Origin of the sequence: Psychrobacter immobilis, assembly GCF_003148585.1 — a bacterium.
In the GTDB taxonomy this organism is placed as follows: Bacteria; Pseudomonadota; Gammaproteobacteria; order Pseudomonadales; family Moraxellaceae; genus Psychrobacter; species Psychrobacter immobilis.
In genome coordinates this window covers 42,298-63,747 of the sequence record NZ_QGGM01000008.1, presented here as the reverse complement: position 1 = coordinate 63,747, position 21,450 = coordinate 42,298, and the positions used below count along the sequence as shown (strand labels likewise).

Annotated in this window: 17 protein-coding genes; 9 read left to right on the top strand and 8 right to left on the bottom strand. The window is 43.0% G+C overall.

Annotated elements, in window-relative coordinates:
* Complete coding sequence (locus tag C8D84_RS07990) at positions 1–693, top strand: 1-pyrroline-5-carboxylate dehydrogenase (protein WP_109591339.1); 693 nt, start codon at positions 1–3, stop codon at positions 691–693.
* A gap of 174 nt (positions 694–867) precedes the next feature.
* On the opposite strand, the gene C8D84_RS07985 is transcribed toward C8D84_RS07990, so the two are convergent.
* Positions 868–2,040 (bottom strand): cupin domain-containing protein, encoded by a 1,173-nt coding sequence (locus tag C8D84_RS07985; RefSeq protein ID WP_109591337.1) that lies wholly within the window; start codon positions 2,038–2,040, stop codon positions 868–870.
* 156 nt (positions 2,041–2,196) lie between these two features.
* Here C8D84_RS07985 and C8D84_RS07980 point away from each other — a divergent pair, with 156 nt between their 5' ends.
* Positions 2,197–2,391, top strand: coding sequence for an NF038104 family lipoprotein (locus C8D84_RS07980; RefSeq protein WP_109591335.1), 195 nt, complete (start codon positions 2,197–2,199; stop codon positions 2,389–2,391).
* 124 nt (positions 2,392–2,515) lie between these two features.
* Here C8D84_RS07980 and purB read toward each other — a convergent pair whose 3' ends face one another.
* From purB to mnmA, 3 genes are all read right to left on the bottom strand, one after another.
* On the bottom strand, positions 2,516–3,907 hold the full coding sequence (gene purB / locus C8D84_RS07975; protein WP_109591333.1) for an adenylosuccinate lyase: 1,392 nt from the start codon (positions 3,905–3,907) through the stop codon (positions 2,516–2,518).
* A 149-nt stretch (positions 3,908–4,056) separates the two neighbouring features.
* Positions 4,057–5,913, bottom strand: coding sequence for a hypothetical protein (locus C8D84_RS07970; RefSeq protein WP_109591331.1), 1,857 nt, complete (start codon positions 5,911–5,913; stop codon positions 4,057–4,059).
* A 53-nt stretch (positions 5,914–5,966) separates the two neighbouring features.
* Entirely contained in the window at positions 5,967–7,193 is a 1,227-nt protein-coding gene (mnmA, locus tag C8D84_RS07965; RefSeq protein ID WP_109591329.1) for a tRNA 2-thiouridine(34) synthase MnmA, read from the bottom strand.
* Positions 7,194–7,453: 260 nt separating this feature from the next.
* Here mnmA and ispF point away from each other — a divergent pair, with 260 nt between their 5' ends.
* From ispF to C8D84_RS07935, 6 genes are all read left to right on the top strand, one after another.
* A complete protein-coding gene (gene ispF / locus C8D84_RS07960; RefSeq protein WP_045446213.1) occupies positions 7,454–7,957 on the top strand; it encodes a 2-C-methyl-D-erythritol 2,4-cyclodiphosphate synthase in 504 nt (167 codons plus the stop codon).
* A gap of 201 nt (positions 7,958–8,158) precedes the next feature.
* Complete coding sequence (gene grxD, locus C8D84_RS07955) at positions 8,159–8,509, top strand: Grx4 family monothiol glutaredoxin (protein WP_045446215.1); 351 nt, start codon at positions 8,159–8,161, stop codon at positions 8,507–8,509.
* Positions 8,510–8,726: 217 nt separating this feature from the next.
* The gene (locus C8D84_RS07950) at positions 8,727–9,257 is read left to right on the top strand and encodes a hypothetical protein (protein WP_109591327.1); all 531 of its coding nucleotides are present in this window, start codon (positions 8,727–8,729) and stop codon (positions 9,255–9,257) included.
* Positions 9,258–9,521: 264 nt separating this feature from the next.
* Positions 9,522–11,417, top strand: a complete 1,896-nt coding sequence (gene mnmG / locus C8D84_RS07945; protein ID WP_109591325.1) for a tRNA uridine-5-carboxymethylaminomethyl(34) synthesis enzyme MnmG — start codon at positions 9,522–9,524, stop codon at positions 11,415–11,417.
* A 216-nt stretch (positions 11,418–11,633) separates the two neighbouring features.
* The gene (locus tag C8D84_RS07940; protein ID WP_087815225.1) at positions 11,634–12,593 is read left to right on the top strand and encodes an AEC family transporter; all 960 of its coding nucleotides are present in this window, start codon (positions 11,634–11,636) and stop codon (positions 12,591–12,593) included.
* Between the two features lie 60 nt (positions 12,594–12,653).
* Entirely contained in the window at positions 12,654–13,685 is a 1,032-nt protein-coding gene (locus C8D84_RS07935; RefSeq protein WP_109591323.1) for an ornithine cyclodeaminase family protein, read from the top strand.
* Between the two features lie 150 nt (positions 13,686–13,835).
* Here C8D84_RS07935 and C8D84_RS13750 read toward each other — a convergent pair whose 3' ends face one another.
* The 4 genes from C8D84_RS13750 to katG all read right to left on the bottom strand — a co-directional run bounded on the left by C8D84_RS13750 (position 13,836) and on the right by katG (position 18,741).
* Positions 13,836–14,006 (bottom strand): hypothetical protein, encoded by a 171-nt coding sequence (locus C8D84_RS13750; RefSeq protein ID WP_157908376.1) that lies wholly within the window; start codon positions 14,004–14,006, stop codon positions 13,836–13,838.
* A 48-nt stretch (positions 14,007–14,054) separates the two neighbouring features.
* Positions 14,055–15,056, bottom strand: a complete 1,002-nt coding sequence (locus tag C8D84_RS07930) for an LLM class flavin-dependent oxidoreductase (protein ID WP_109591321.1) — start codon at positions 15,054–15,056, stop codon at positions 14,055–14,057.
* Positions 15,057–15,402: 346 nt separating this feature from the next.
* Positions 15,403–16,332: a LysR substrate-binding domain-containing protein gene (locus C8D84_RS07925; RefSeq protein ID WP_109591319.1), complete on the bottom strand. Its 930-nt coding sequence runs from the start codon at positions 16,330–16,332 to the stop codon at positions 15,403–15,405.
* Positions 16,333–16,581: 249 nt separating this feature from the next.
* Positions 16,582–18,741: a catalase/peroxidase HPI gene (gene katG, locus C8D84_RS07920; protein WP_211181264.1), complete on the bottom strand. Its 2,160-nt coding sequence runs from the start codon at positions 18,739–18,741 to the stop codon at positions 16,582–16,584.
* A 757-nt stretch (positions 18,742–19,498) separates the two neighbouring features.
* On the opposite strand from katG, the gene C8D84_RS07915 reads away from it, so the two are divergent.
* The gene (locus C8D84_RS07915; RefSeq protein WP_109591315.1) at positions 19,499–21,400 is read left to right on the top strand and encodes an AmpG family muropeptide MFS transporter; all 1,902 of its coding nucleotides are present in this window, start codon (positions 19,499–19,501) and stop codon (positions 21,398–21,400) included.
* Positions 21,401–21,450: the final 50 nt, after the last annotated feature.

Sequence of the window (21,450 nt, the reverse complement as noted above, 5' to 3'; positions counted from 1 at the left end):
ATGGCGACTGAATTCAAAAAAAATCATGCCCAGGTTTGTGAATCTTGGCGATTACTTGGCGCAGTGAATCGCGCAACATATCTGCAAGCGGCTATTCCAAAGTTGGCTCTGCTGACTGGTGATGCCAATAAAGCAAAGCGTTTGTTCAATCATCTATTGAGCGCCGCGCCTAGCTTGGATGAGGTGCATCGCATGACTGGTGCAACTGGTGAGTCCAACGATCTATATGTCACTGGTCGTGGTAAGACGATGGTTGTTGGTGGTGAATCTGCTAGAGCCATGGCGGTATTAGGACAGCTGGTAGCCGCACTATTGACAGGTAATGAAGTCATTCTGCATTGCCCAAGCCAAGATGAGATGTGCAATGAAGCTGCCAAGATACTATACGATACAGGTATCAGCGAAGATGTATTGAGTGTGGCGAATGACTCGCAAACCGTCACGCTTTTATATATCGATCGTCTGGCACAGGTTGCAGTCTCTGGCAATCGAAGCGAAGTGCAGGCTATCAGTCAAGAGCTTGCCAATACAGACGGTATCTTAACGCAAGTCATCAGCGTCACTGATATGGAAGGCTTGTCAGAGATGCTAACGCCTGATTATTTACATCGTTTTGTCACTGAGCGCGTCAAAACAATCAATACCACAGCGATCGGTGGTAATGCTAGCTTGCTTGAACTTGGTACAGAATAACCGTATTAATTACAAACCTGCTTCGCTCTTATATCCGTTTTGATCAGTGCTAAGCAGTGTTTGGTATAGCTATAAATACCGAATACGATTTATAAGAAAAAACCGCTATCTGAGTAATTGTCGGATAGCGGTTTTTTTATTTGCGTTATTTGATTAATGTCTGATTAATAGATATTATTCAGCAATATCAATCCACACCCAGCCGTTCTCTAGCCATTCGCTCAAATCATCTGCATCAACATCGGTGACATCTTGACTATTTAGGTGTTCGCCATTAGCCAAACGCACCAATACCGCTACTGCTGTATCATCAAGCCCGTCAATGCGCTGACCATTGGCATATAGCACAATGCCATCATTAGTCTGGCTATAGAGCAAACGATTGCTATAATCCGCTTGCAAGGTGGCACCTTCTGCTAGAGCTTGCATGAGCTCATCCGTATCTAGTGTATCCTCTGGCATCAGCGCATCATACTGGCGTTTGCTGACGACTTCAGAAACTGCTTGACGAATGATATCATCACCACGCTCAGACTGTAGCATTTGTAATAGCTGATCTTTGATCGCATTGATGCTGCTCGCTTGCAATTCACCTGACGCTTGCAGCGCTTGTGGCAACAGCATTGGGATAAATAAATCGCTATCGTTGGTAGCGATATCAGCTAAGTTGTCGATGATTTGCATCAAGTTAGGACGACGGCAGCCAAATGAAAAGGTTAGGCAATCGTCTTGTGCCACACCAAAATGTGACAGCTTCGGCGGTACGTAAAGCACGTCACCGGCTTCTAATATTTCATCAAAAATAATCTCACCCATGTCATCAAAGAGGCGAATCGGCTCATCGGCGACAAACTCGGTATTTTTATCACAGAATTTGCCCAGTTGCCAACGTCTAGTGCCGTAGCCTTGCGCAAGAAACACATCATAATCGTCATAGTGTTTGCCGACTGAGCCACCTTTTGGCGCATAAGAAACCATGATGTCATCACGTTGCCATTGTGGAATAAAGTCAAAGGCTTGCCACAATTGACCAAGCTCAGGCGACCACTGTTCCATATTCTGCACCAATACCGTCCATTGCTCAGGTAAGTTATCGAAATCAGTTTCAGTCAATGGGCTTTTTTTAAGTTGCCACTGCGCCTGACCTTCTTTTTTACTTGCTGCTTGAGTTAGTAAACGTGCCGCAGCATCTTCTTCTAGGGCTAGACCAAGCATGTCGTCAGGTTCAAACATGCCAATTAGCTGTGGTAAGCCTTGTTTAATTAAGAGTGGCCTTTTTTGCCAGTATTCGCTTAAAAATTGCTCAGGCGTGATAGAGTCGGGTAAACAAAGCGGTATAGAAGTCATGGGTAGATCCGTGTGTTTAAGTAGAAAGGATATCAAGGTAGACAGAATATAAAACTAGAACAGTGCTTTATAGCTGACGTATATTGGTTTATGATTAGCGTCTAGCTGATGGTCAAAATATAGCCATCAGTGCCTCTCATTATCCGTAGGAAATTTATGAAAAAATTACAGTTTATCGTCATCATCGCCAGTATGTTTATGCTGCAAGCTTGTGTGCATAAAATCGTCACCGTACCTGTAAAAGTCGCCTACAAAACCACTAAAGGCGTCGTCAAAGGTACTGTTGCTGTTACCAAAGCGATCATACCGGGTGATAGCAGTGATAAAAAAGATGAAGACGATAAAGAATAAAACCTCACCCATTAACTATGTATTTAAAAAATCATAGTGTTTAGAGTAAGGTTTTTCTAAAAAGATATAAATGCATATTCGTTTATATCTTTTTTACATTTTATAAAGATAAGATTGTTACCAGTTAAATCTTAGCAATCCACTCTTTAATCGTGCGCGCTTGTTCAGCTGCATTACCAATATAGGTCGCAGGCGTCATCTCACGTAGGCGCGCTTTATCCGCATCGCTCACCGCAGATAGCTCATCACTTTCAACGAATGTCAGCATGGCTTCGCGAGTCATGGCATTACCACGAGTCAGAGCTTTAAGCTTCTCGTAAGGGTTCTCAACACGGTAGCGGCGCATAACCGTTTGAATCGGCTCTGCCAATACTTCTTGTGCATTATTCAAATCATCGTTTAAGCGCTGCGCATTCAATTCAAGTTTGCTCACGCCTTTTAAACAAGCATCATAAGCAATCATACTTTGCGCCAGACCAACACCGATATTACGAAGTACGGTAGAGTCTGATAAATCACGCTGCATACGCGAAATTGGCAGTTTTTCACCCAAATGAGCCAGCATCGCATTAGCAACGCCCAAGTTACCTTCAGAGTTTTCAAAATCAATCGGGTTGACTTTATGCGGCATGGTAGAAGAACCAACTTCACCATCTTTTAGGCGCTGTTTAAAATAGCCTAAGCTAATATATTGCCAAATATCACGGTTAAAATCGATTAAGATAGTATTAAAACGTTTGACTGCATCAAATAGCTCAGCGATATAATCATGCGGCTCAATTTGCGTGGTATAGGGGTTAAAAGTCAGCTCAAGACTTTCATCAATGAAGCGTTCTGCATGTGCTTGCCAATCGACGTCAGGGTATGAGGCGTAATGAGCGTTATAGTTACCAACCGCGCCATTAATTTTACCTAACAGCTCAACTTGCCCTACTTGCTTAATTTGGCGAGCCAGACGATAGGCGACGTTTGCCATTTCTTTGCCTAGCGTTGTTGGGCTAGCGGTTTGACCATGGGTGCGTGATAGCATGGGTTGGTCAGCATGAGCAATCGCCAAATCAACGATGCTATCAGTCAATTGCTGCATTTTCGCAACCACAATCTCGCGACTGTCTTTTAGCATTAACGCATATGATAAGTTGTTGATATCTTCACTGGTACACGCAAAATGAATAAATTCTAATGAATCTTCAAGCGCTGCCTGACCACGGAACTTGTCTTTGATAAAGTACTCAACGGCTTTTACATCATGATTGGTCGTCGCTTCGATGTCTTTGATGGCTTGGGCATCTGCTTCACTAAAGTCATCAACGATACTGTTTAAAAAGGCATTGGTATCGGTATCAAATGCTGCCAATTCACCAATCGCATTGTTATCAGCCAATGACTGTAACCAGCGAATTTCGACAGTGACGCGGGCTTTAATGAGACCAAATTCAGATAAATAAGGACGCAAGCTGTCAGCTTTGGAGGCGTAACGACCATCGATTGGGGAGAGTGCGGTAAGTAAGTTCATAATAATGCCTTTAAATTAAAAAAGTAAAAGTGATGAAAACTGTGAAATCCCACAAATGAACACATCATATAAGACTGTGGTCAAAAAAATACGGGTAGTGTAGCAAATGTAGCCGTTGATAAAATCAAAATATGCATATAACGCTATTATTAAGGGATATCGGGTGTATTAGAGTGTGTCGTGCCATACTTAGTATTAAAGTAAAAACTACGTTTTGTCCTTGGATCTAAAATTGAGGTTACCGTTTTAACAGTACCGTTATTGCCGATAGCGACGCTGTCTGCGGCATATTCGCTTGCTTGATGAATTGGATTCGCAAGTTTTGACGTCACTATCGCGCCATTCACATTTTTTTCTTGCAAGATATCTTGTAGAACAAAGTGATTGATATTAAGGTTGGCTCGATTGGTCGCAGTAATTTTGTAGGCAATACATTGTCCTGGAGTTACTTCAGATAGGGCGGCTTTACTATAGGCAAGCTTGTTTTCTAGATTTGGTAACAATGAGGCGATTTTGCAATCGTTAAGTGCTTGTTCTTTTTCAAGGACTAAAGCTGCGTTTTTATCAATCACTCTGCCAAAGTTATTATTTTCATAGTTATACTGGTTAGTAGTCAAGGAAATAACCGTTTTTTCATTAGTAGTACGAATGGGATAAGTGCTACCACTATTTTCTTCAATCAGGCAGACAGTACTTTTGCCAGTTAGAGAAGCGATAGGCATTTTAATCTCATATTTACCGACAATATTAGTAGGAATATTTATAGTTTCAAGAGGAGCATTGGTTGTACAGTCAACCAGCTTGACTGTGCTACCTGCAATACCACTTTCAGCAGAGTCAAAAGTACCATTGAAGAAGTTGGTATTGTTATATATACCGCTGTCTATCGTAGCGTTATCTTTTTTGACATTGATGTCGCTATCGTTTATACCACCATTATCATTGAATACAGTGCCTGAAAAGACATAATTGAACGGTTCACTTTCTACTCCAAAGCTGATCCATTCGTTATAGGTTTCACCGACTACGTTACGCGCAATGCCGATATTACCATTCATAATACCTTCATAAGTCAAAGTTACGGCGTTCGCGTTTCTTACCGCGACAACGTAATTGCTTTGACTGTTTTCGATGCCATAACTGACATAAGTACCACCATTGGAAATAGCGGTATTAGGTGAGAGTGCAGAATACGTGCTGCCATTATTGATACTTTTAATAATATTTTCAAAAGTTGGCGTCGGTGGTAAAACTCCGTTATTTGAACTGAGGCTTACTTGTTTATTCGTATTCAAGGTAGGTGTATATGGGTTTTGGCTACCAGTAACACCCGCTAGATTAGTAATATTATAATAATATAAACCATTACCATTCACATTTGAGCTATCGGTACGCAGCTGCGGGTTGAACACAGCATTTTGTGAATTCAATTGAGTCGCATTAAGTTTGGTACCCATAAAATAATCACCCATTGCATTATAGTAATAGGGGACATCTGGGTTGTTTTTGATAGTGGCTTGCGCAGGTATACTGATTTGACTATTTTGGGTAAAACTTAACGTTTGACGTGCAATTTCTGAGTTACCACCCATTGAATAGCTGGCTTGACCAATCTTTATGGTATGTATAGAGGCGTTATCATCAGGCGTAATAGTAAAAGTGTACTTAAATTTATCTCTATCAATACTAGTATTAGAATCATTTCTGATCTCAATACCATTGGTACGCGTACCATTAGATGGTGTTATCTCAGCATTACTGTTATAACCAATATTTTCATTGCGCACTAAAGTAAAACGACCAGTAGCACCAGAACCTGCTGCTATATAGGTGCCAGAAGCACTACCAGTCGAAGCATTAGAGCTGGTCACCGTGATACTACCCATCTCTGCTGGTGCTGACTGTGCACTAAATGACGCAGCAATGAAAGTAAGTGTAAGACCTCGCTTTACCCATATCGAACAAGAAAATGAGATATTCAGCAAGGCGAAAAGGCGAGCGGTCATTCAGTATCCTAAAAAAAGACAAATCATTGTATTAATTAATGTTAACTGAGATGTCAAATCCCGCAAGGCGCGTCAATAGAGGCAATGACGCCGCCGCCCAAACAAACCTCATCGATATAAAATACTGCTGATTGACCTGGCGTCACTGCACGTTGCGGCGTATCAAATATCACTCGTACTTCTAAACCTTTATCATCAACAGCAAACACTCGGCACGCTTGGTCTGGCTGACGGTAGCGCGATTTTGCCATACAACGTAAGCCGTCTTCGCTAAATATATCTGCAGGCGGTAAACCATCGACCCAATCGAGCTTATAAGCTTGCAGCTCATTACTCAGCATCATGGGATGCTCATGACCTTGTCCAACGATCAAACGGTTGTTGTCCAAGTCTTTTGCCAATACGAACCAAGGCTCTTCTGGGCGATCTTTGACACCGCCAATGCCAATACCACCGCGCTGACCTAACGTATAATACATTAAACCATCGTGTTGACCGATAATGTGACCATCGTCAGTCATGATATCGCCTTTTTGAGCGGGCAAGTACTGTTGTAAAAAGTCTTTGAAACGGCGCTCACCAATAAAGCAGATACCGGTTGAATCCTTTTTATTGGCGGTAATAAGATCATGTTCTTCAGCGATTTGACGAACCACTGGCTTTTCAAGCTCACCGACTGGGAACAGCGTCTTAGCGATTTTATCGCCGCCAACCGCATGTAAAAAGTAACTTTGGTCTTTATTGTTATCAAGCCCGCGTAATAGCTGCGCAACCTCAGTGCCATTAGCATTCGTATAGTTCATACTACGGCGCGTGTAGTGACCGGTGGCGATATAATCTGCACCCAGCGTCAAAGCATAGTCTAAAAACGCTTTAAACTTGATTTCTTTGTTGCACAAAATATCTGGATTGGGCGTACGACCTGCTTTGTATTCTGCTAAAAAATGCTCAAAAACCCGATCCCAATATTCCATGGCAAAATTGGCCGTATGTAGCTTCATACCGATTTTGTCACATACCGCTTGTGCGTCCGCTAAATCATCCATTGCCGTACAGTATTCGGTGCCGTCATCTTCTTCCCAGTTCTTCATAAACAGACCTTCGACTTTAAAGCCTGCTTGTTGAAGTAAAACGGCTGATACAGAAGAATCAACGCCACCTGACATACCGACAATCACGTGCTTGGCGCTAGGATTTTCGATATCGGCAAGTGTTAATGGACGATGAGGCGTAAAAGACTCAGAAACGGCTATGCTTGAGGTATCTTGTATGGCTGACATAAAGCGGCTCAACTATTTGTACGTTCTCCAAAATAGATATTGACGCCAAAAATTATGCCATTGCTACAATAGGTAGTCTCAGCAGAACGACGTCAGCTTATCTTTTGGATCTGGTATTATGATAAAATAAACGTCATATTATACCAGTTAATTGAAACTGGTGGCGACCGATGGTGTCTAGGCATTAGTAAAATCGCTTTAGAAATTTAGATAGTGGTTTTGAATTATTTTAATCACGTTTCACTCATCTTGGAATAATAATGATAAAAATTGGTCAAGGTATCGACGTTCACGCTTTTCACAATAATGGTCAGCAGCAGCAATATGTGGTGCTAGCAGGTGTGCCTATTGAACACACGCACAGCTTGCTTGCACACTCTGATGGAGATGTGGTGCTGCATGCGCTTGCTGATGCACTGCTTGGCGCATTGGCGCTTGGCGATATCGGTCAGCATTTTCCTGATACAGATGCCGCCCATGCAGGGTTGGACTCGCGGGTGCTGCTACGTTATGTCTACAGTAAAGTGCAAGAGGCTGGTTATAGTCTAGGCAACGCTGATATCACTGTGATGTGTGAGCGTCCAAAGCTGGCACCGCACAGTCAAGCCATGCGTGATAATATCGCCAGTGATTTGCAGACGGCGGTCAATAATATCAGCGTTAAAGCCACCACCACTGAAAAGTTAGGCTTTACCGGTCGGCAAGAGGGCATTATGGCCAATGCCGTGGTATTATTAGTACCTAATGTTGTCGAATCTAGATAGCTTGGATCGGGTGTCATCGCTGCTTGAGCACTCCGAGTCATATTGACTTGGTGAGTTGAGCGTAGATTTTATATATAGAGTCTATAGAGTTGTACTTGTAATACCGTGGCGCTTGCCCCATGTATCAGCCATCTCTTTTTTCAATCATTTTGTAATATCAATCACTGTTTTCAATGAACCGCTTTATCAATAGGAGCTTTTATGAGTGAGCAAACCCCAAATACCGCTGCAAACGACGTTGAACAATTGATCCGTGATCAAATCCGTGACAATAAAGTTATTATTTATATGAAAGGCACGCCGCAATTTCCACAGTGTGGCTTTTCTGCTAAATCGATTGAAGTGCTTACTCAAATCGGTCGCCCATTTGCGTTTGTAAATATTTTAGAAAACCCAGAAATCCGTGCTACTTTGCCAAAAGTCGCCAATTGGCCGACTTTTCCACAGTTGTGGATTGATGGCGAATTGATGGGCGGATCAGACATTATTTTGCAAATGTATCAATCAGGCGAGTTAAAGCCATTGGTTGAAGCAAACAGCCCTGCTGCTTAATACTTGAGAGTACGCTTTGGATGTCTTTGATATTCAAATAGACTTTATAAGATAAAGCACAGTAAACCCAAATGGTCAGTTAATGGCTATTTGGGTTTTTTATTGTCTTTAAGCTTTAGTGTCTTTAGGCTTCGTTGTTTTTATCGAATTTACCCCCATATAGTGTGCAAGATATCAGCGATATAGATAATAATTATCATACGAGTGAGAGAGCTTTATGAATAGTCAAGCAACGGAACAGCCGAACGTGCAAAAAGAAGCTGCTGAGCAAGCGGTAATCGAAAAACGCCGTGAGCATTTAAAAAATGAATCCACGCGCATCATTGAAATTGCTGGCAATGAGCCACATTCAGCGCTGAAATGTATTCATCAGCTTAGCGTGGCAGGCGGCGCAACAGAAGCCACTTATATTGCGATTGAGCAGCGTATCGTTGCGGATCAAGATTCTGCGGGCGCTTATCATTTGGCATTATTGGCACAGAATACGCCAGATTTACCCATCGATGCGCGTCAACTTATCGAGATGGTCGTTAATAAAGGTGATAACCAGCAGCGTTTGGCATTGCTAAAAAACTTGCTGCTACCGCCAGTAGACATAATTAAAGAGCAAATTTTGGCGAGTAATGATGGCGATGCTATTGGCTTGATGAATGCTTATTTGCAGATCAATCCAGAAGGTTATGGCAGTCAGCATATGCTGAGCAGTGGTCAATCAGATCAAATCGTACCGCTGAGCCCTGGTAACTAGGCGCTAGTTATTAAGTTGCTAGCTACTAAGTTTAAAAACGATGCTTAAAACTTAATGTAAATAGTTTCTACTGCGGCGTTTTTTAAGCATCAAAAAATTGTTATAATGATGGGTTAATAATCCAATATCTAGCGGCTTTTCCAAGTCGTTAACTTTTTAAATCCGACTGACGTTTATTTGCTGATGACCATGCTATTTAGCCATAAAATTCTGGTAATAATAGTTTTTGGCTAAAAGCGGCGTTATGAGTCAAGTGAGGCGTATATGCAATACCCAAAAAATTACGACGTGGTAGTGATCGGTGGTGGTCATGCTGGCACAGAAGCTGCTTTGGCAGCCGCACGTATGGGCGCGCAGACCTTGCTGTTGACACATAATATTGAGACGCTTGGGCAAATGAGCTGTAATCCAGCAATTGGTGGTATCGGTAAATCGCATCTGGTGCGTGAGATTGATGCGCTTGGCGGTGCAATGGCATTGGCAACGGATAAGTCAGGCATTCAGTTTCGTGTGCTTAACAGTCGTAAAGGGGCGGCAGTTCGAGCTACGCGTGCGCAAGCAGATCGTATTTTATATAAAGCCGCCATTCGCCATACGCTTGAGAATCAGCCAAATCTTGATATATTTCAACAAGCGGCTGATGATATCTTAGTCGAAAATGGTCGTGCGACGGCAGTGGTTACTGCAACGGGTATTATCTTTAATACGCAAACGGTGGTACTGACTTCAGGAACGTTCTTGGGCGGGGTGATTCATATTGGTCTCGAGAGCTCAAAAGGTGGTCGCGCAGGCGATCAACCTTCTATCAAGTTGGCAGATCGTTTGCGTGAGCTTAAGCTGCCAGTCGGGCGTTTGAAAACAGGTACGCCAGCGCGTATCGATGCGCGTAGCGTTGATTTTAGTGTGATGACCGTACAGCCGGGTGATACGCCGCTACCAGTGATGAGTTATATGGGTGATGTGTCTATGCATCCTGAGCAGGTCAACTGCTATATCACCCATACCAATGCGCGCACCCATGATATTATCCGTGAAAACTTAGACCGTTCACCGATGTTCTCTGGCAAAATCGAAGGTGTGGGTCCACGTTATTGCCCATCTATCGAAGATAAGATCCATCGCTTTGCAGATAAAGACAGCCATCAGATATTTATCGAGCCAGAAGGTTTGACCACCCATGAGCTATATCCAAATGGTATATCAACAAGTTTGCCGTTTGATGTGCAGTTAGAGTTTATTCATAGTATGAAAGGCTTAGAAAACGCGCATATCACCCGTCCAGGCTATGCGATTGAGTATGATTATTTTGATCCACAAAATTTGAAACCAACGCTTGAGACCAAATCTATCGATCGTCTTTACTTCGCTGGACAAATCAATGGTACAACTGGCTACGAAGAGGCTGGCGTACAGGGTTTGCTAGCAGGTACTAATGCGGCATTGGTTACGACTAATAATAGTGAGTTTGAAACGTGGACACCGCGCCGTGATGAAGCCTATCTTGGCGTGCTCGTTGATGACTTGATTACCCATGGTACGACTGAGCCATATCGTATGTTTACGAGCCGCGCAGAATATCGTCTACTATTACGTGAAGACAATGCAGATCAACGCCTAACTGAGACGGGTCGCAAGCTTGGTCTAGTAGATGATGTGCGCTGGCAAGCGTATCAAGAAAAAATGGAAGCGATCACAACGGAGACCTCACGTCTCAAAGATATGTGGGCAACCCCTGCCAATACGTTAGGCAAAAAAGTCACAGAGCAAACGGGGGAGGTGCTGTCAAAAGAATCGACTGCTTTTGATTTGCTCAAGCGTCCGCAGATTCATTTTGCTGATATCGCTGCCATCACTGATTCGCAAGTCGATGCGCAAGTGGGTGAGCAGATAGAGATTTCTGTGAAGTACGCAGGCTATATTGACCGTCAGCAAGAAGACATTGATCAAATGAAGCGTTTAGAGAATACGGCGCTGCCAATGGACTTTGACTATAGTGTGGTATCTGGCTTATCAAATGAGATTGTGCAAAAACTCACGCAAGTTCGTCCTTCGACTTTAGCCCAAGCGGGACGAGTAAGTGGTGTGACGCCTGCCGCCATTCAACTGTTAGCCATGACGGTTAAAAAACAGAAAAAAGCGAAGGCCGCGCTAGATTCGTAATAGTAGTATAACTAGTATAACAAAAGCCCATAACGATATACCGTTATGGGCTTTTGTTTGTTTATAATGCAATTGCTGTTAAAAGAAAATAGAGCAGGCGCTTGTCTTACTTGCTATTTTGTCTCTATACTAGGTTAGAAAACATAATGATTACTTGTCAATTTATCTCGCTGATGTCCATATCATGATGGGTTTGTCAACGAACTGAGCCTATTTATGATTGATGCTATTGTCTTTGCTATTACCATTGTCTTGCCCAACCTTGCCTTAATGTGGTTGGGTTTTTTTATGCAGAGACGCGGTGAGGCGAGCCAGACTTTTATTGATCAAGCATCGAGCTTTGTCTTTAATTACTGTTTACCCTGTTTGCTTTTTTTTAGCGTCGTTGATAGTGATGTCGATTACAGCAAACAAATCACGCTGATAGTGGCTGGTATTCTGGTGACATTCATTTTGTTTATAGGTGCAGAGATTTACGCCAAATATTTTGTGAGCAAACCGGCTGATCAAGGGGTGTTTGTACAAGGGATATTTCGGAGTAATATGGCTATTATTGGACTGGCAACAGTTGCTAATGCCTACGGAGAACGTGGCTTAAGCATCGGCGCTGTCTATATGGGTGTGGTGACGATACTGTTTAATATCTTAGCGGTTATCACTCTCAGCCGTGTGTCCAAAAGTGTGGATGATACTTGGCTCAGTCGCAGTACCATGATTATCAAAAAACTATTTACCAACCCACTGATTATCGCATTGGTAGCAGCATTTGCTTATAAGGCGTCACCGCTGCCGCCTATTACAGGTGTGATTCATACGACTGGTGATTTACTGGCGGCAGTGGCATTGCCCTTAGCATTGATTTGCGCCGGTGCCAGTATTGATTTGAAGTCGATGTTGCACCCTTCAGGGCTATCCATGCAGGCGAGTATCGGACGTATTATCGTTGCGCCATTGATTGCCATCGCTATTGGATTGGGATTTGGTCTATCAGGTGTGCATATGGGTGTGTTGTTTTTGATGGCAGCCTCACCAACAGCCGCCGCCAGCTATGTAATGGCAAAAGCCATGGGTGGCAATGATGTGTTAGCTGCTAATATTTTGGCTTTTACCACCGTGGTAGGTATGTTTGGAATGGCGATTGGTGCGGCAATATTACGCGGGTTAGGATTAATGTAGTAGCCGTTTGGCGTGATAAAACATGTTCTAATAATAAATCTATAAATAGGAGTACTCAAATTGCAATTACTAAACAAAGCAATCGTGACCGAACATCTCAATATGCAATCTGCCATTGGGGCGATAGAAGCATTGTTGCATCAACAGGCAGCGCATCCCAATTGGATCAAAGCGCCTGAACGTTTGGTCATTGAAACTTTTAGTGAAGATGACGCCCATAGCTTAGGTTCGCATTTATCCATGCCAGCCACGATGTATGATGGTAAGAACGAGTATACAGCCGTAAAATTGGTCACCATTTGTCCTGATAATCCGAGCCGAAATTTACCAACCACAACGGCGATTATTACCGTGTCAAACAATGATACTGGTGAGATATTGGCAATTATGGATGGGGTTTATATTACCCAAGTGCGTACGGCAGCATTGTCAGGTATTGCGACCAAATATATGGCAAGCGCTGACTGTCAAAGTGTGGCGGTGGTCGGTTGTGGTGGCATGGCTTATGAGCAATTACATGCGGTAATGACAGTACGTCCTGAGATTAAAACAGTATATTTATGGAATAGAAGCAGGGAAGGCGCTGAGACTTTCAAAGTGAAATTTACTCGTGATTATCCGCAATGGGACGTTACTATAACGGTTTGCGAAAATATCAATGATGCTGTCCGTGATGCAGATGTTATCAATGTCGCAACCCGCGCAACAGAAGGTTTGTTTGATCTCAACCATATTAAATCTAATGTACACATCAACGCAGTCGGCGCCTATCAGCCTTCAATGAAAGAGATAAGCAATGATGTCATTGCAAACAGTCGCATGGTCGTTGTCGATGATTTGGTTGGCAGTCGTCATGAAGCGGGTGATTTAATCCAAGCTCACGATAGTGTCGATTGTGCATGGACATGGGACGACCTCAGTGGTGACTTACAAGCGCTAGTCACAGGGGCGCTACAAGAAAAAACCGCTAAGTCTAATCATGGTGTTACGTTATTTAAATCGGTTGGTGCAGCCAGTTTTGATGCAGCAGTCGCTCTATATGTCGCACAACAAGCCGCACAAAAAAATCTTGGCTCGTCAATTGAATGGTAATGCCATTTATAGTCACCGTACGTAAAGATTGCTGTGTTTTTATTATGTAGCAAGCCAAAAAAAGCCCTCTTTCTAAATAAGAAAAGAGGGCTTTTTACATTGCTTTAAACGTTCAATTAATACGTCCCTAGCATATTTCGAGAGCGGTTATTAATTTGGATTGTCTTTATTACGTTTGTCTTCGCGCCGCTGCTTACGTTTTGGGCTGGTGCGGTAGGTCAAATAACCACCGACAGCCATCACCGCAAGAAAAGCCACAATGTACATAAATATTGATGAGCCGATAAGCAGTGAGGCACCGATAATAGGAGTTGCATCCATGTCAAACATCCAGCTAAGGTTTATCAATAATTATGCAAGTGTCTGATTTCATTGTAAAGTAAATAAATTTAACTCAGGTGTAAGTTCCAGTGAACGCATGCGCGCTGCCTGATCGTAAACGTTAGCCGTCACAATCAGCTCGTCTGGCTGATACTGGGCAAGGAATGCCGCCAGTCTCGGTTTGACAGTTTCCACAGAACCGATGAATGACACTGATAATGCGCTATCCACCATCATTTTTTCAGCAGGGCTCCAGATACTGTCCATATCGTGAGTAGGTTTCGGCATTTGACCTGTTTCACCACGGCGCAAGCGTACGAAACTTTGCTGCGCAGAGGTAAAATGATACTGTGCAGTAGCATCGTCATCGGCGAGTAATAAATTGGCCGCCAGCATGACATAAGGCTTATCTAAATAGGCTGATGGTCTGAACTGTTCACGATAGGCTGTAATCGCTTGCCCAAGCATTTGCGGTGCAAAGTGTGAGGCAAACACATAAGGAAGTCCCAAATGCGCCGCTAACGTAGCCCCAAAAAGAGAAGAGCCTAATATCCAGATAGGAACGTTTGACTTTGCCCCAGGAAATGCCTGTACTGGGCTATTATCTATACCGTTCCCTAAAAAGTACATCAATTCTTGGACGTCTTGCGGAAAGCGATCAGCATCTTGCATCTGACGGCGTAGTGCCTGAAAGGTTGCGCCATCAGTACCCGGCGCACGACCCAGCCCTAAATCTACGCGATCACCATATAATGCATGCAAGGTGCCGAATTGCTCAGCGATGACGAGAGGTGCATGGTTCGGAAGCATCACACCACCAGCACCAATACGTATATGCTTGGTTTGGCTGCCGATATGCGCTAGTAGTACTGACGTCGCTGCGCTGGCGATGCCCGGCATATTGTGATGCTCTGCCATCCAATAACGGTTTAAGCCGACTTTTTCTGCTTGCTGTGCTGTCTCAACCGTTTGGGCAATGCCTTCAGCGATGGTTTTACCTTCAGGCACGGGTGCTAGATCTAAAAAGGATAAGGGAATAGCGTTACTCATAAATCACCTGTTTTTATGATGCCGCTTTTCAACGACATGGTTATATTGGTATTTGATTCTAGTTATAAAAGAGACTAGCGACAGCAATGTTAAAACAGCACCTCAAGAAACTAGTGCTAATTCAATATTGCTGTAACTAGTCGCTCAATAGTTCATATAATGGGGCGGTTCTATTGAATATAAAGGTTATAAGTTAAGACGATAACAAATCTTAATAATGGGGTAGCGTTATAAGAATCACATGCGCGGCAGTCGATTTTGAGTAGAAATGAGAATAGAAAATGACATCATTATCTGTTGATAACGATGCCATTGACGTTTAGTGAAAATATGAATGAATGGTTCTTTACTGGCTAAATTGTTTTTGACACAGTTCCATAAATGCCCGACCATACTGACGAATTTCCGCATCATCCCGTACCGCCATCCAACTGGTAAAGCGCCCAAAGTGATCTACAGGTATCGCGGTTAAATTTTGATAGTGACTTGGTTCAAACGCCATCTCTGCGATAATACCAATACCCAAGCCCAGACCTACGTAAGTACTGATTACATCAGCATCGAGTGCTGCTAGCACGATATCCGGTTCCAATCCTGCTTCTTCAAAAGTTTTGTCAATCGCACCGCGCCCCGTAAAGCCACCGTGGTAGGTCACAATCGGATAGCTGGCGAGGGTCGGCAAATCCACAGACTCGTGATAGGCCAGTTCGTGATCGCTTGGCACAATGACGCGATGCGTCCAGTCATAATAGCGATAGCAGCGTAAATAATTGTTATGAAGTAAAGACTCGGTTGCAATGCCAATATCTGCCTGCCCGCGAATGACCATCTGTGCGATGGTTTCTGGATCCGCTTGTTGTAATATTAGATTGACTTTGGGGAAACGCTCTTTAAACTCTTTGACGACTTGTGGCAATACATATCGCGCTTGCGTGTGAGTGGTGGCAATCGTCAGCGTGCCAATATTCGGATTATTAAAATCGAGACTCAGGTTTTCAATCGTACGGATCTCGGCGAAGATAGATTCGATATGCGGCATTAGTGCTGTGCCCATGGTCGTAAGACCCGTTAGGCGTTTGCCTTGACGGACGAATACTTCCGTTTTGAGCTGATTTTCAAGTGCCGCAATATGTTTTGATAGGCTAGATTGACTGGTGTGCAGTACGGTCGCCGCCTGACTTAAGTTATAGCCATTAATCACCGTATGCCATACTGTCTCCAACTGCTTGAGCTGAATCTGTAAATGCCGCTGATTGACCACTACGTCGATTGCCATAACTAAATCCTATTGTATAAATATACAAACCCTGTCTGTATACAAAAGTGAAAATGTACAAATATGCAGTAAGAAGGTAGTGTAAAACAAAGTGTTTATTCTTGTATATACTTAATGGTTATCTATTTATATTTATTTGGAATATAGAATAAGTCGTTTGTCCGTTGCTAGAAGCAAACCATTACAATAAAAAAGCCCTCGATTAAAGAGGGCTTTTTTAAGATAAAGGCGTATCTATTTCAGTGGGTTTTAGCGAAAGCGATCCGCATTCATCACTTTATTCCAAGCATTTACAAAGTCATGAACGAATTTTTCTAGGTTATCGTCTTGTGCGTAAAGCTCAGCGTAAGCGCGTAGTATGGAGTTTGAGCCAAACACTAGGTCTACGCGGCTGGCTTGCCATTTTACATTGCCAGTAGTACGCTCACGCACCTCATAGAGGGCAGGGGCGTCATTATTGTCTGTCTTAACGGGATGCCAAGAATATCTCATGTCTGTCAAGTTCACAAAGAAGTCATTGCTAAGTGTCCCAGCACGCTCAGTAAAGACGCCTTGTTGGCTCTGAGCGTAGTTGGTATCCAAGACACGCATACCACCGATTAAAACGACCATTTCGGGTGCAGTCAAGCCCATCAGCTGAGTACGATCTAATAGCATCTCTTCAGGTGATATGGCATAGCTGCCTTTGATCCAGTTACGGTAGCCATCATGTCGTGGCTCTAAATCAGAGAAGCTTTCTGTGTCAGTCATCTCATCGCTCGCATCGCCACGACCCGCATCGAATGGCACTTCAATTTGAATGCCTGCATTAGCTGCTGCTTTTTCAATGGCGGTGCTACCAGCGAGTACCACTAAATCTGCGATGCTGACGTCTTTATCAAAGTTCGTCTGGATGGCAGTGAGCGCCTCAAGTACGCGAGCCAATTGCTCAGGCTCATTACCTAGCCAGTCTTTTTGCGGGGCTAAACGAATGCGTGCACCATTGGCGCCGCCGCGATAGTCTGAGGCGCGGAATGTACGAGCGCTATCCCAAGCGGTAATAATAAATTCGCGATGGTCGATACCACTGCCTAGTATCTGTGCTTTTAAGATCGCAATATCATCAGCGCTCAGATTAACATTGCCTTGTGGAATTGGATCCTGCCAAGTGAAGTCCTCGCTTGGCACATCCGCCCCCAAATATCGAGATTTTGGCCCCAAATCACGATGGGTAAGCTTAAACCAAGCTTTTGCAAATACTTCATCGAAATATTCTGGATTTTGATGAAAGTTCTCTGAAATTTTACGGTAAGCAGGGTCTTTAATCATTGCCATATCAGCATCGGTCATGATTGGGTTGCGGCGTACACTTGGATCATGTGCATCTAAAGGACGATCCTCTTCCTTGATATCGATAGGTTCCCACTGCCAAGCACCAGCAGGGCTCTTAGTCAGTGCCCACTCATGATTTAGCAATAACTCGAAATACTCATAATCCCATTGGGTTGGATGCGTGGTCCATGCGCCCTCGATACCACTTGAGACGGTGTCGCCAGCATTGCCTGTACCTTTAGGGTTGCGCCAACCTAGACCTTGCTCTTTGATATCAGCCGCTTCTGGCTCATCTTCTAATAAGGTAGCGTCACCATTACCATGACATTTACCAACCGTGTGACCACCAGCCGTCAAGGCGACTGTTTCTTCATCATTCATTGACATGCGAGCAAAAGTGGTGCGGATGTCTTGTGCTGTTTTGATTGGATCAGGGTTGCCATCGACACCTTCAGGGTTGACATAAATCAAGCCCATCTGTACCGCTGCTAAAGGGTTTTCTAGCGATTCACGCTGATTATCATCTTCATAACGATTTTTGGTAGCCGCCAGCCATTCACGCTCAGAACCCCAATAGATATCCTTTTCTGGATGCCAAATATCGGTACGTCCACCAGCGAAACCTAACGTCTTAAAGCCCATAGATTCATAAGCCATATTACCCGCTAGTATCATCAAATCTGCCCAAGAAAGTTTGTTACCATACTTTTTCTTGATTGGCCATAATAGACGACGTGCTTTGTCCAAGTTGACATTGTCTGGCCAACTGTTTAATGGCGCAAAGCGTTGATTACCAGTGTTAGAACCACCGCGGCCGTCAGAGCGCCGATAAGTACCGGCAGAATGCCAAGCCATACGAATCATTAACCCACCATAATGCCCCCAATCTGCTGGCCACCATGCTTGTGACTCAGTCATTAGATTTTTTAAATCTTGCTTGACGGCTTCTAAGTCTAATTGCTTAAAGGCTTCTGCATAATCAAAGTCAGGATCCATTGGATTGGTTTTGTGATCCTGCTGATGCAAGATATCTAAGTTCAAGCTATTCGGCCACCAGTCGGTTGCTGCCGAGGCGTTCGTAGTATGTGCTTGGTGCATGACAGGACAGCCACCTATGCTTGGACGTTGTGGCTCGTGCGAAGTATCTACATTTTCACTATGAATGGTTGGTCCATGACCATCTCCTTTATCATAAGTGGTGTTACTTGCAGCATCTGATGTTGAGTTTGAGTTAGTCATCATGTGGCTCCTAGGCAGTAATCAGATAAATGGCAATCGAGGGTGTTATTTACTATTGTTTGCAAAAATTATTTGTCATCTCTAGCATATAGAATAATGATTGATTTAGGGAAGCAATTTATACAAACATATTGTTTTATAAAATAAATGGTATACCTAATAAAATTATATTTTTTAAATATATAAAAGTAAGGATTTAGTAATAATTTCTGGTTGTTAAAGCATTAATTATTAATAACTTATCAGGATAATGATTGGCTAATCACAAGAGAAAGAGGTTTATATAAAACGGTTGTGATGCAAAATACGATATTTTCCTTATTTTTATACCCATGCTCAATATGAAAGTAAACCCTAGTCTATAAGCTAGGTTTTATTAACCAGTAGAAAAAAAGGTTAATGCAAAAATATCGTTAGAATGTCTAGTCAAGGTCAGCGTTCTCAAGTACCATAATTCAATTTTGTTGTAATGGCTGTATTTGTGCAACGTTAAGCAATTTTTATCGATCCCGTTTATCAGTGCTATTTATCAGTATCAGTTACCGATAGATGATACTAATGATTGATAAAAATTGTGCGCGGTTGTGTTCTTTTTCTTAAGTGCTAGTGAGCGATTATGTCTGCTGTCAAATCTGTGCCACCCAATCAATCAGCTGTCAAAAAATCATGGGGAGAGGCTGCAAAGGCTTATTTAGACCCTCGTGTCATTATCATGTTGTTTTTGGGCTTTTCAGCGGGTATTCCTATACTGCTTATTTTTTCAAGTTTATCACTTTGGCTTAGAGAGGCAGGCATTGATCGTAGTGTTGTGACCATGTTTAGCTGGGCGGCACTGGGTTATTCGTTTAAGTTTATTTGGGCGCCATTAATAGATGCGCTTCCTGTGCCATTTTTGACCAAATGGTTGGGTCGTCGTCGCAGTTGGATGGTGGTATCACAGCTGCTTATCATATTTGCCATCTTTTTGATGGCAAATGTTAATCCAGTTAGTGAAGACGTTTTAGTTTACATGGCAGGCGCTGCGGTTTTGCTTGGCTTTTCTTCTGCCACCCAAGATATCGTGATTGATGCTTACCGCATCGAGCTTGCGCCGCCATCGATGCAGTCCATTCTATCCTCTATTTATGTGTCGGGTTATCGTATCGGCATGATCGTTGCGGGGGCAGGCGCGTTATATTTGGCAGATTTTTTTGGCTCGAATGAGACTTTTTATAGTTATGAGGCATGGCGAAATACTTACTACATTATGGCAGGTGTCATGACCTTAGGAGTATTAACCACGTTTGCCAGCTATGAGCCAACGGCTGAAACGTTGCAAAGTAAAAAGCAAAAGGGCAATTTAAAAGTATTTCTTATTTATTCTGCTTTACTACTTATCCCAGGTCTGATTTTTGGCATTATTTATCTGATCAATATTTTGATTAATACAGTGTTCGATAGCACATTGGCGATGATACCGTTAATGGTCATGCCAGCGATTAAGTTTTACTTTTTGGCACTGGTCGCTTGCGCACCGTTGCTGCTGTTGTATTTCATCATCAATCAACCAAAAATTATTAATAAAGCCCCATTGGTTGCCGAAACTCGCGAAGATTATGTGAGATTGGTGGCATTGTTTGTGTTTTCAGTGATCGCATTTATCGCTGCTTATATATTAATGGGACAAGTATTGCCAGAGTTCGAAGGGGCATTTCCTAGCTTCTTTGTTGAAACATTGCATCTGCTGATAAGCTTGGGTGTAGCGATAGTAGCAGGTTATGCATTGGTACAAGTAGGGTTGGTGAAAAAAGAAGTAGCCATGGCAACTTGGGTCGAGCCGATTTTAGACTTTTTTAGACGCTATGGCAAAAAGGCGTTATTACTATTGGCGCTCATTGGGCTATATCGAATTTCAGACATCGTGGCGGGCGTTATTTCCAACGTTTTTTATCAAGACATGGGCTTTAGTAAAACAGATATTGCCAATGCAGTGAAACTCGTCGGCGTGATTATGGCGATTGCAGGTGGGTTCTTAGGTGGGTTATTGGCACAGCGTTTCCGTATGATGCATGCCATGATGATTGGGGCAATTCTTGCGTGTGCGACCAATTTATTGTTTGTACTACTAACTTACAACCCAGGCAGTTTGCCGTTTATGTATGTTGCGGTCATATTTGATAACTTAGCCGCAGGGCTGGCGAGTGCCGTGTTTATTGCTTTCTTATCCGCTCTAACGTCTATTCGTTTTACGGCAGTGCAGTATGCGATTTTCTCTTCATTAATGACGCTCATTCCCAAGGTGATGGGTGGTTATTCAGGTGCTATCGTCGATAATATGGGCTATCCATTTTTCTTTATCTTTACTTTCGCTATTGGGATTCCGATTTTGGCGTTGATTTACTTTGTTGATAAACATATCGTCATTGGTGATAACGATGATATTTATGGCGATGACAATAATGATGGAAGCAGTGATAAGTTGGCCAAGGCGAATCCAAACCTGACCGATACCAAAGAACCACCACGCGCGTCAGAGTAGGCTAAGCAGTGTTCTTATTCTCATTAATGCATAATATTTTTAAGAGTTAC

Bases quoted from the DNA above. Each gene is read 5' to 3' on its own strand.
- C8D84_RS07990 (WP_109591339.1), top strand. From the start codon at position 1: ATGGCGACTGAATTCAAAAAAAATCATGCCCAGGTTTGTGAATCTTGG.
- C8D84_RS07930 (WP_109591321.1), bottom strand. From the start codon at position 15,056: ATGAGTAACGCTATTCCCTTATCCTTTTTAGATCTAGCACCCGTGCCT.
- C8D84_RS07940 (WP_087815225.1), top strand. From the start codon at position 11,634: ATGATTGATGCTATTGTCTTTGCTATTACCATTGTCTTGCCCAACCTT.
- C8D84_RS07950 (WP_109591327.1), top strand. From the start codon at position 8,727: ATGAATAGTCAAGCAACGGAACAGCCGAACGTGCAAAAAGAAGCTGCT.
- grxD (WP_045446215.1), top strand. From the start codon at position 8,159: ATGAGTGAGCAAACCCCAAATACCGCTGCAAACGACGTTGAACAATTG.
- ispF (WP_045446213.1), top strand. From the start codon at position 7,454: ATGATAAAAATTGGTCAAGGTATCGACGTTCACGCTTTTCACAATAAT.
- C8D84_RS07970 (WP_109591331.1), bottom strand. From the start codon at position 5,913: ATGACCGCTCGCCTTTTCGCCTTGCTGAATATCTCATTTTCTTGTTCG.
- katG (WP_211181264.1), bottom strand. From the start codon at position 18,741: ATGCACCAAGCACATACTACGAACGCCTCGGCAGCAACCGACTGGTGG.
- mnmA (WP_109591329.1), bottom strand. From the start codon at position 7,193: ATGTCAGCCATACAAGATACCTCAAGCATAGCCGTTTCTGAGTCTTTT.
- C8D84_RS07925 (WP_109591319.1), bottom strand. From the start codon at position 16,332: ATGGCAATCGACGTAGTGGTCAATCAGCGGCATTTACAGATTCAGCTC.
- purB (WP_109591333.1), bottom strand. From the start codon at position 3,907: ATGAACTTACTTACCGCACTCTCCCCAATCGATGGTCGTTACGCCTCC.
- mnmG (WP_109591325.1), top strand. From the start codon at position 9,522: ATGCAATACCCAAAAAATTACGACGTGGTAGTGATCGGTGGTGGTCAT.
- C8D84_RS07980 (WP_109591335.1), top strand. From the start codon at position 2,197: ATGAAAAAATTACAGTTTATCGTCATCATCGCCAGTATGTTTATGCTG.
- C8D84_RS07915 (WP_109591315.1), top strand. From the start codon at position 19,499: ATGTCTGCTGTCAAATCTGTGCCACCCAATCAATCAGCTGTCAAAAAA.
- C8D84_RS13750 (WP_157908376.1), bottom strand. From the start codon at position 14,006: ATGGATGCAACTCCTATTATCGGTGCCTCACTGCTTATCGGCTCATCA.
- C8D84_RS07985 (WP_109591337.1), bottom strand. From the start codon at position 2,040: ATGACTTCTATACCGCTTTGTTTACCCGACTCTATCACGCCTGAGCAA.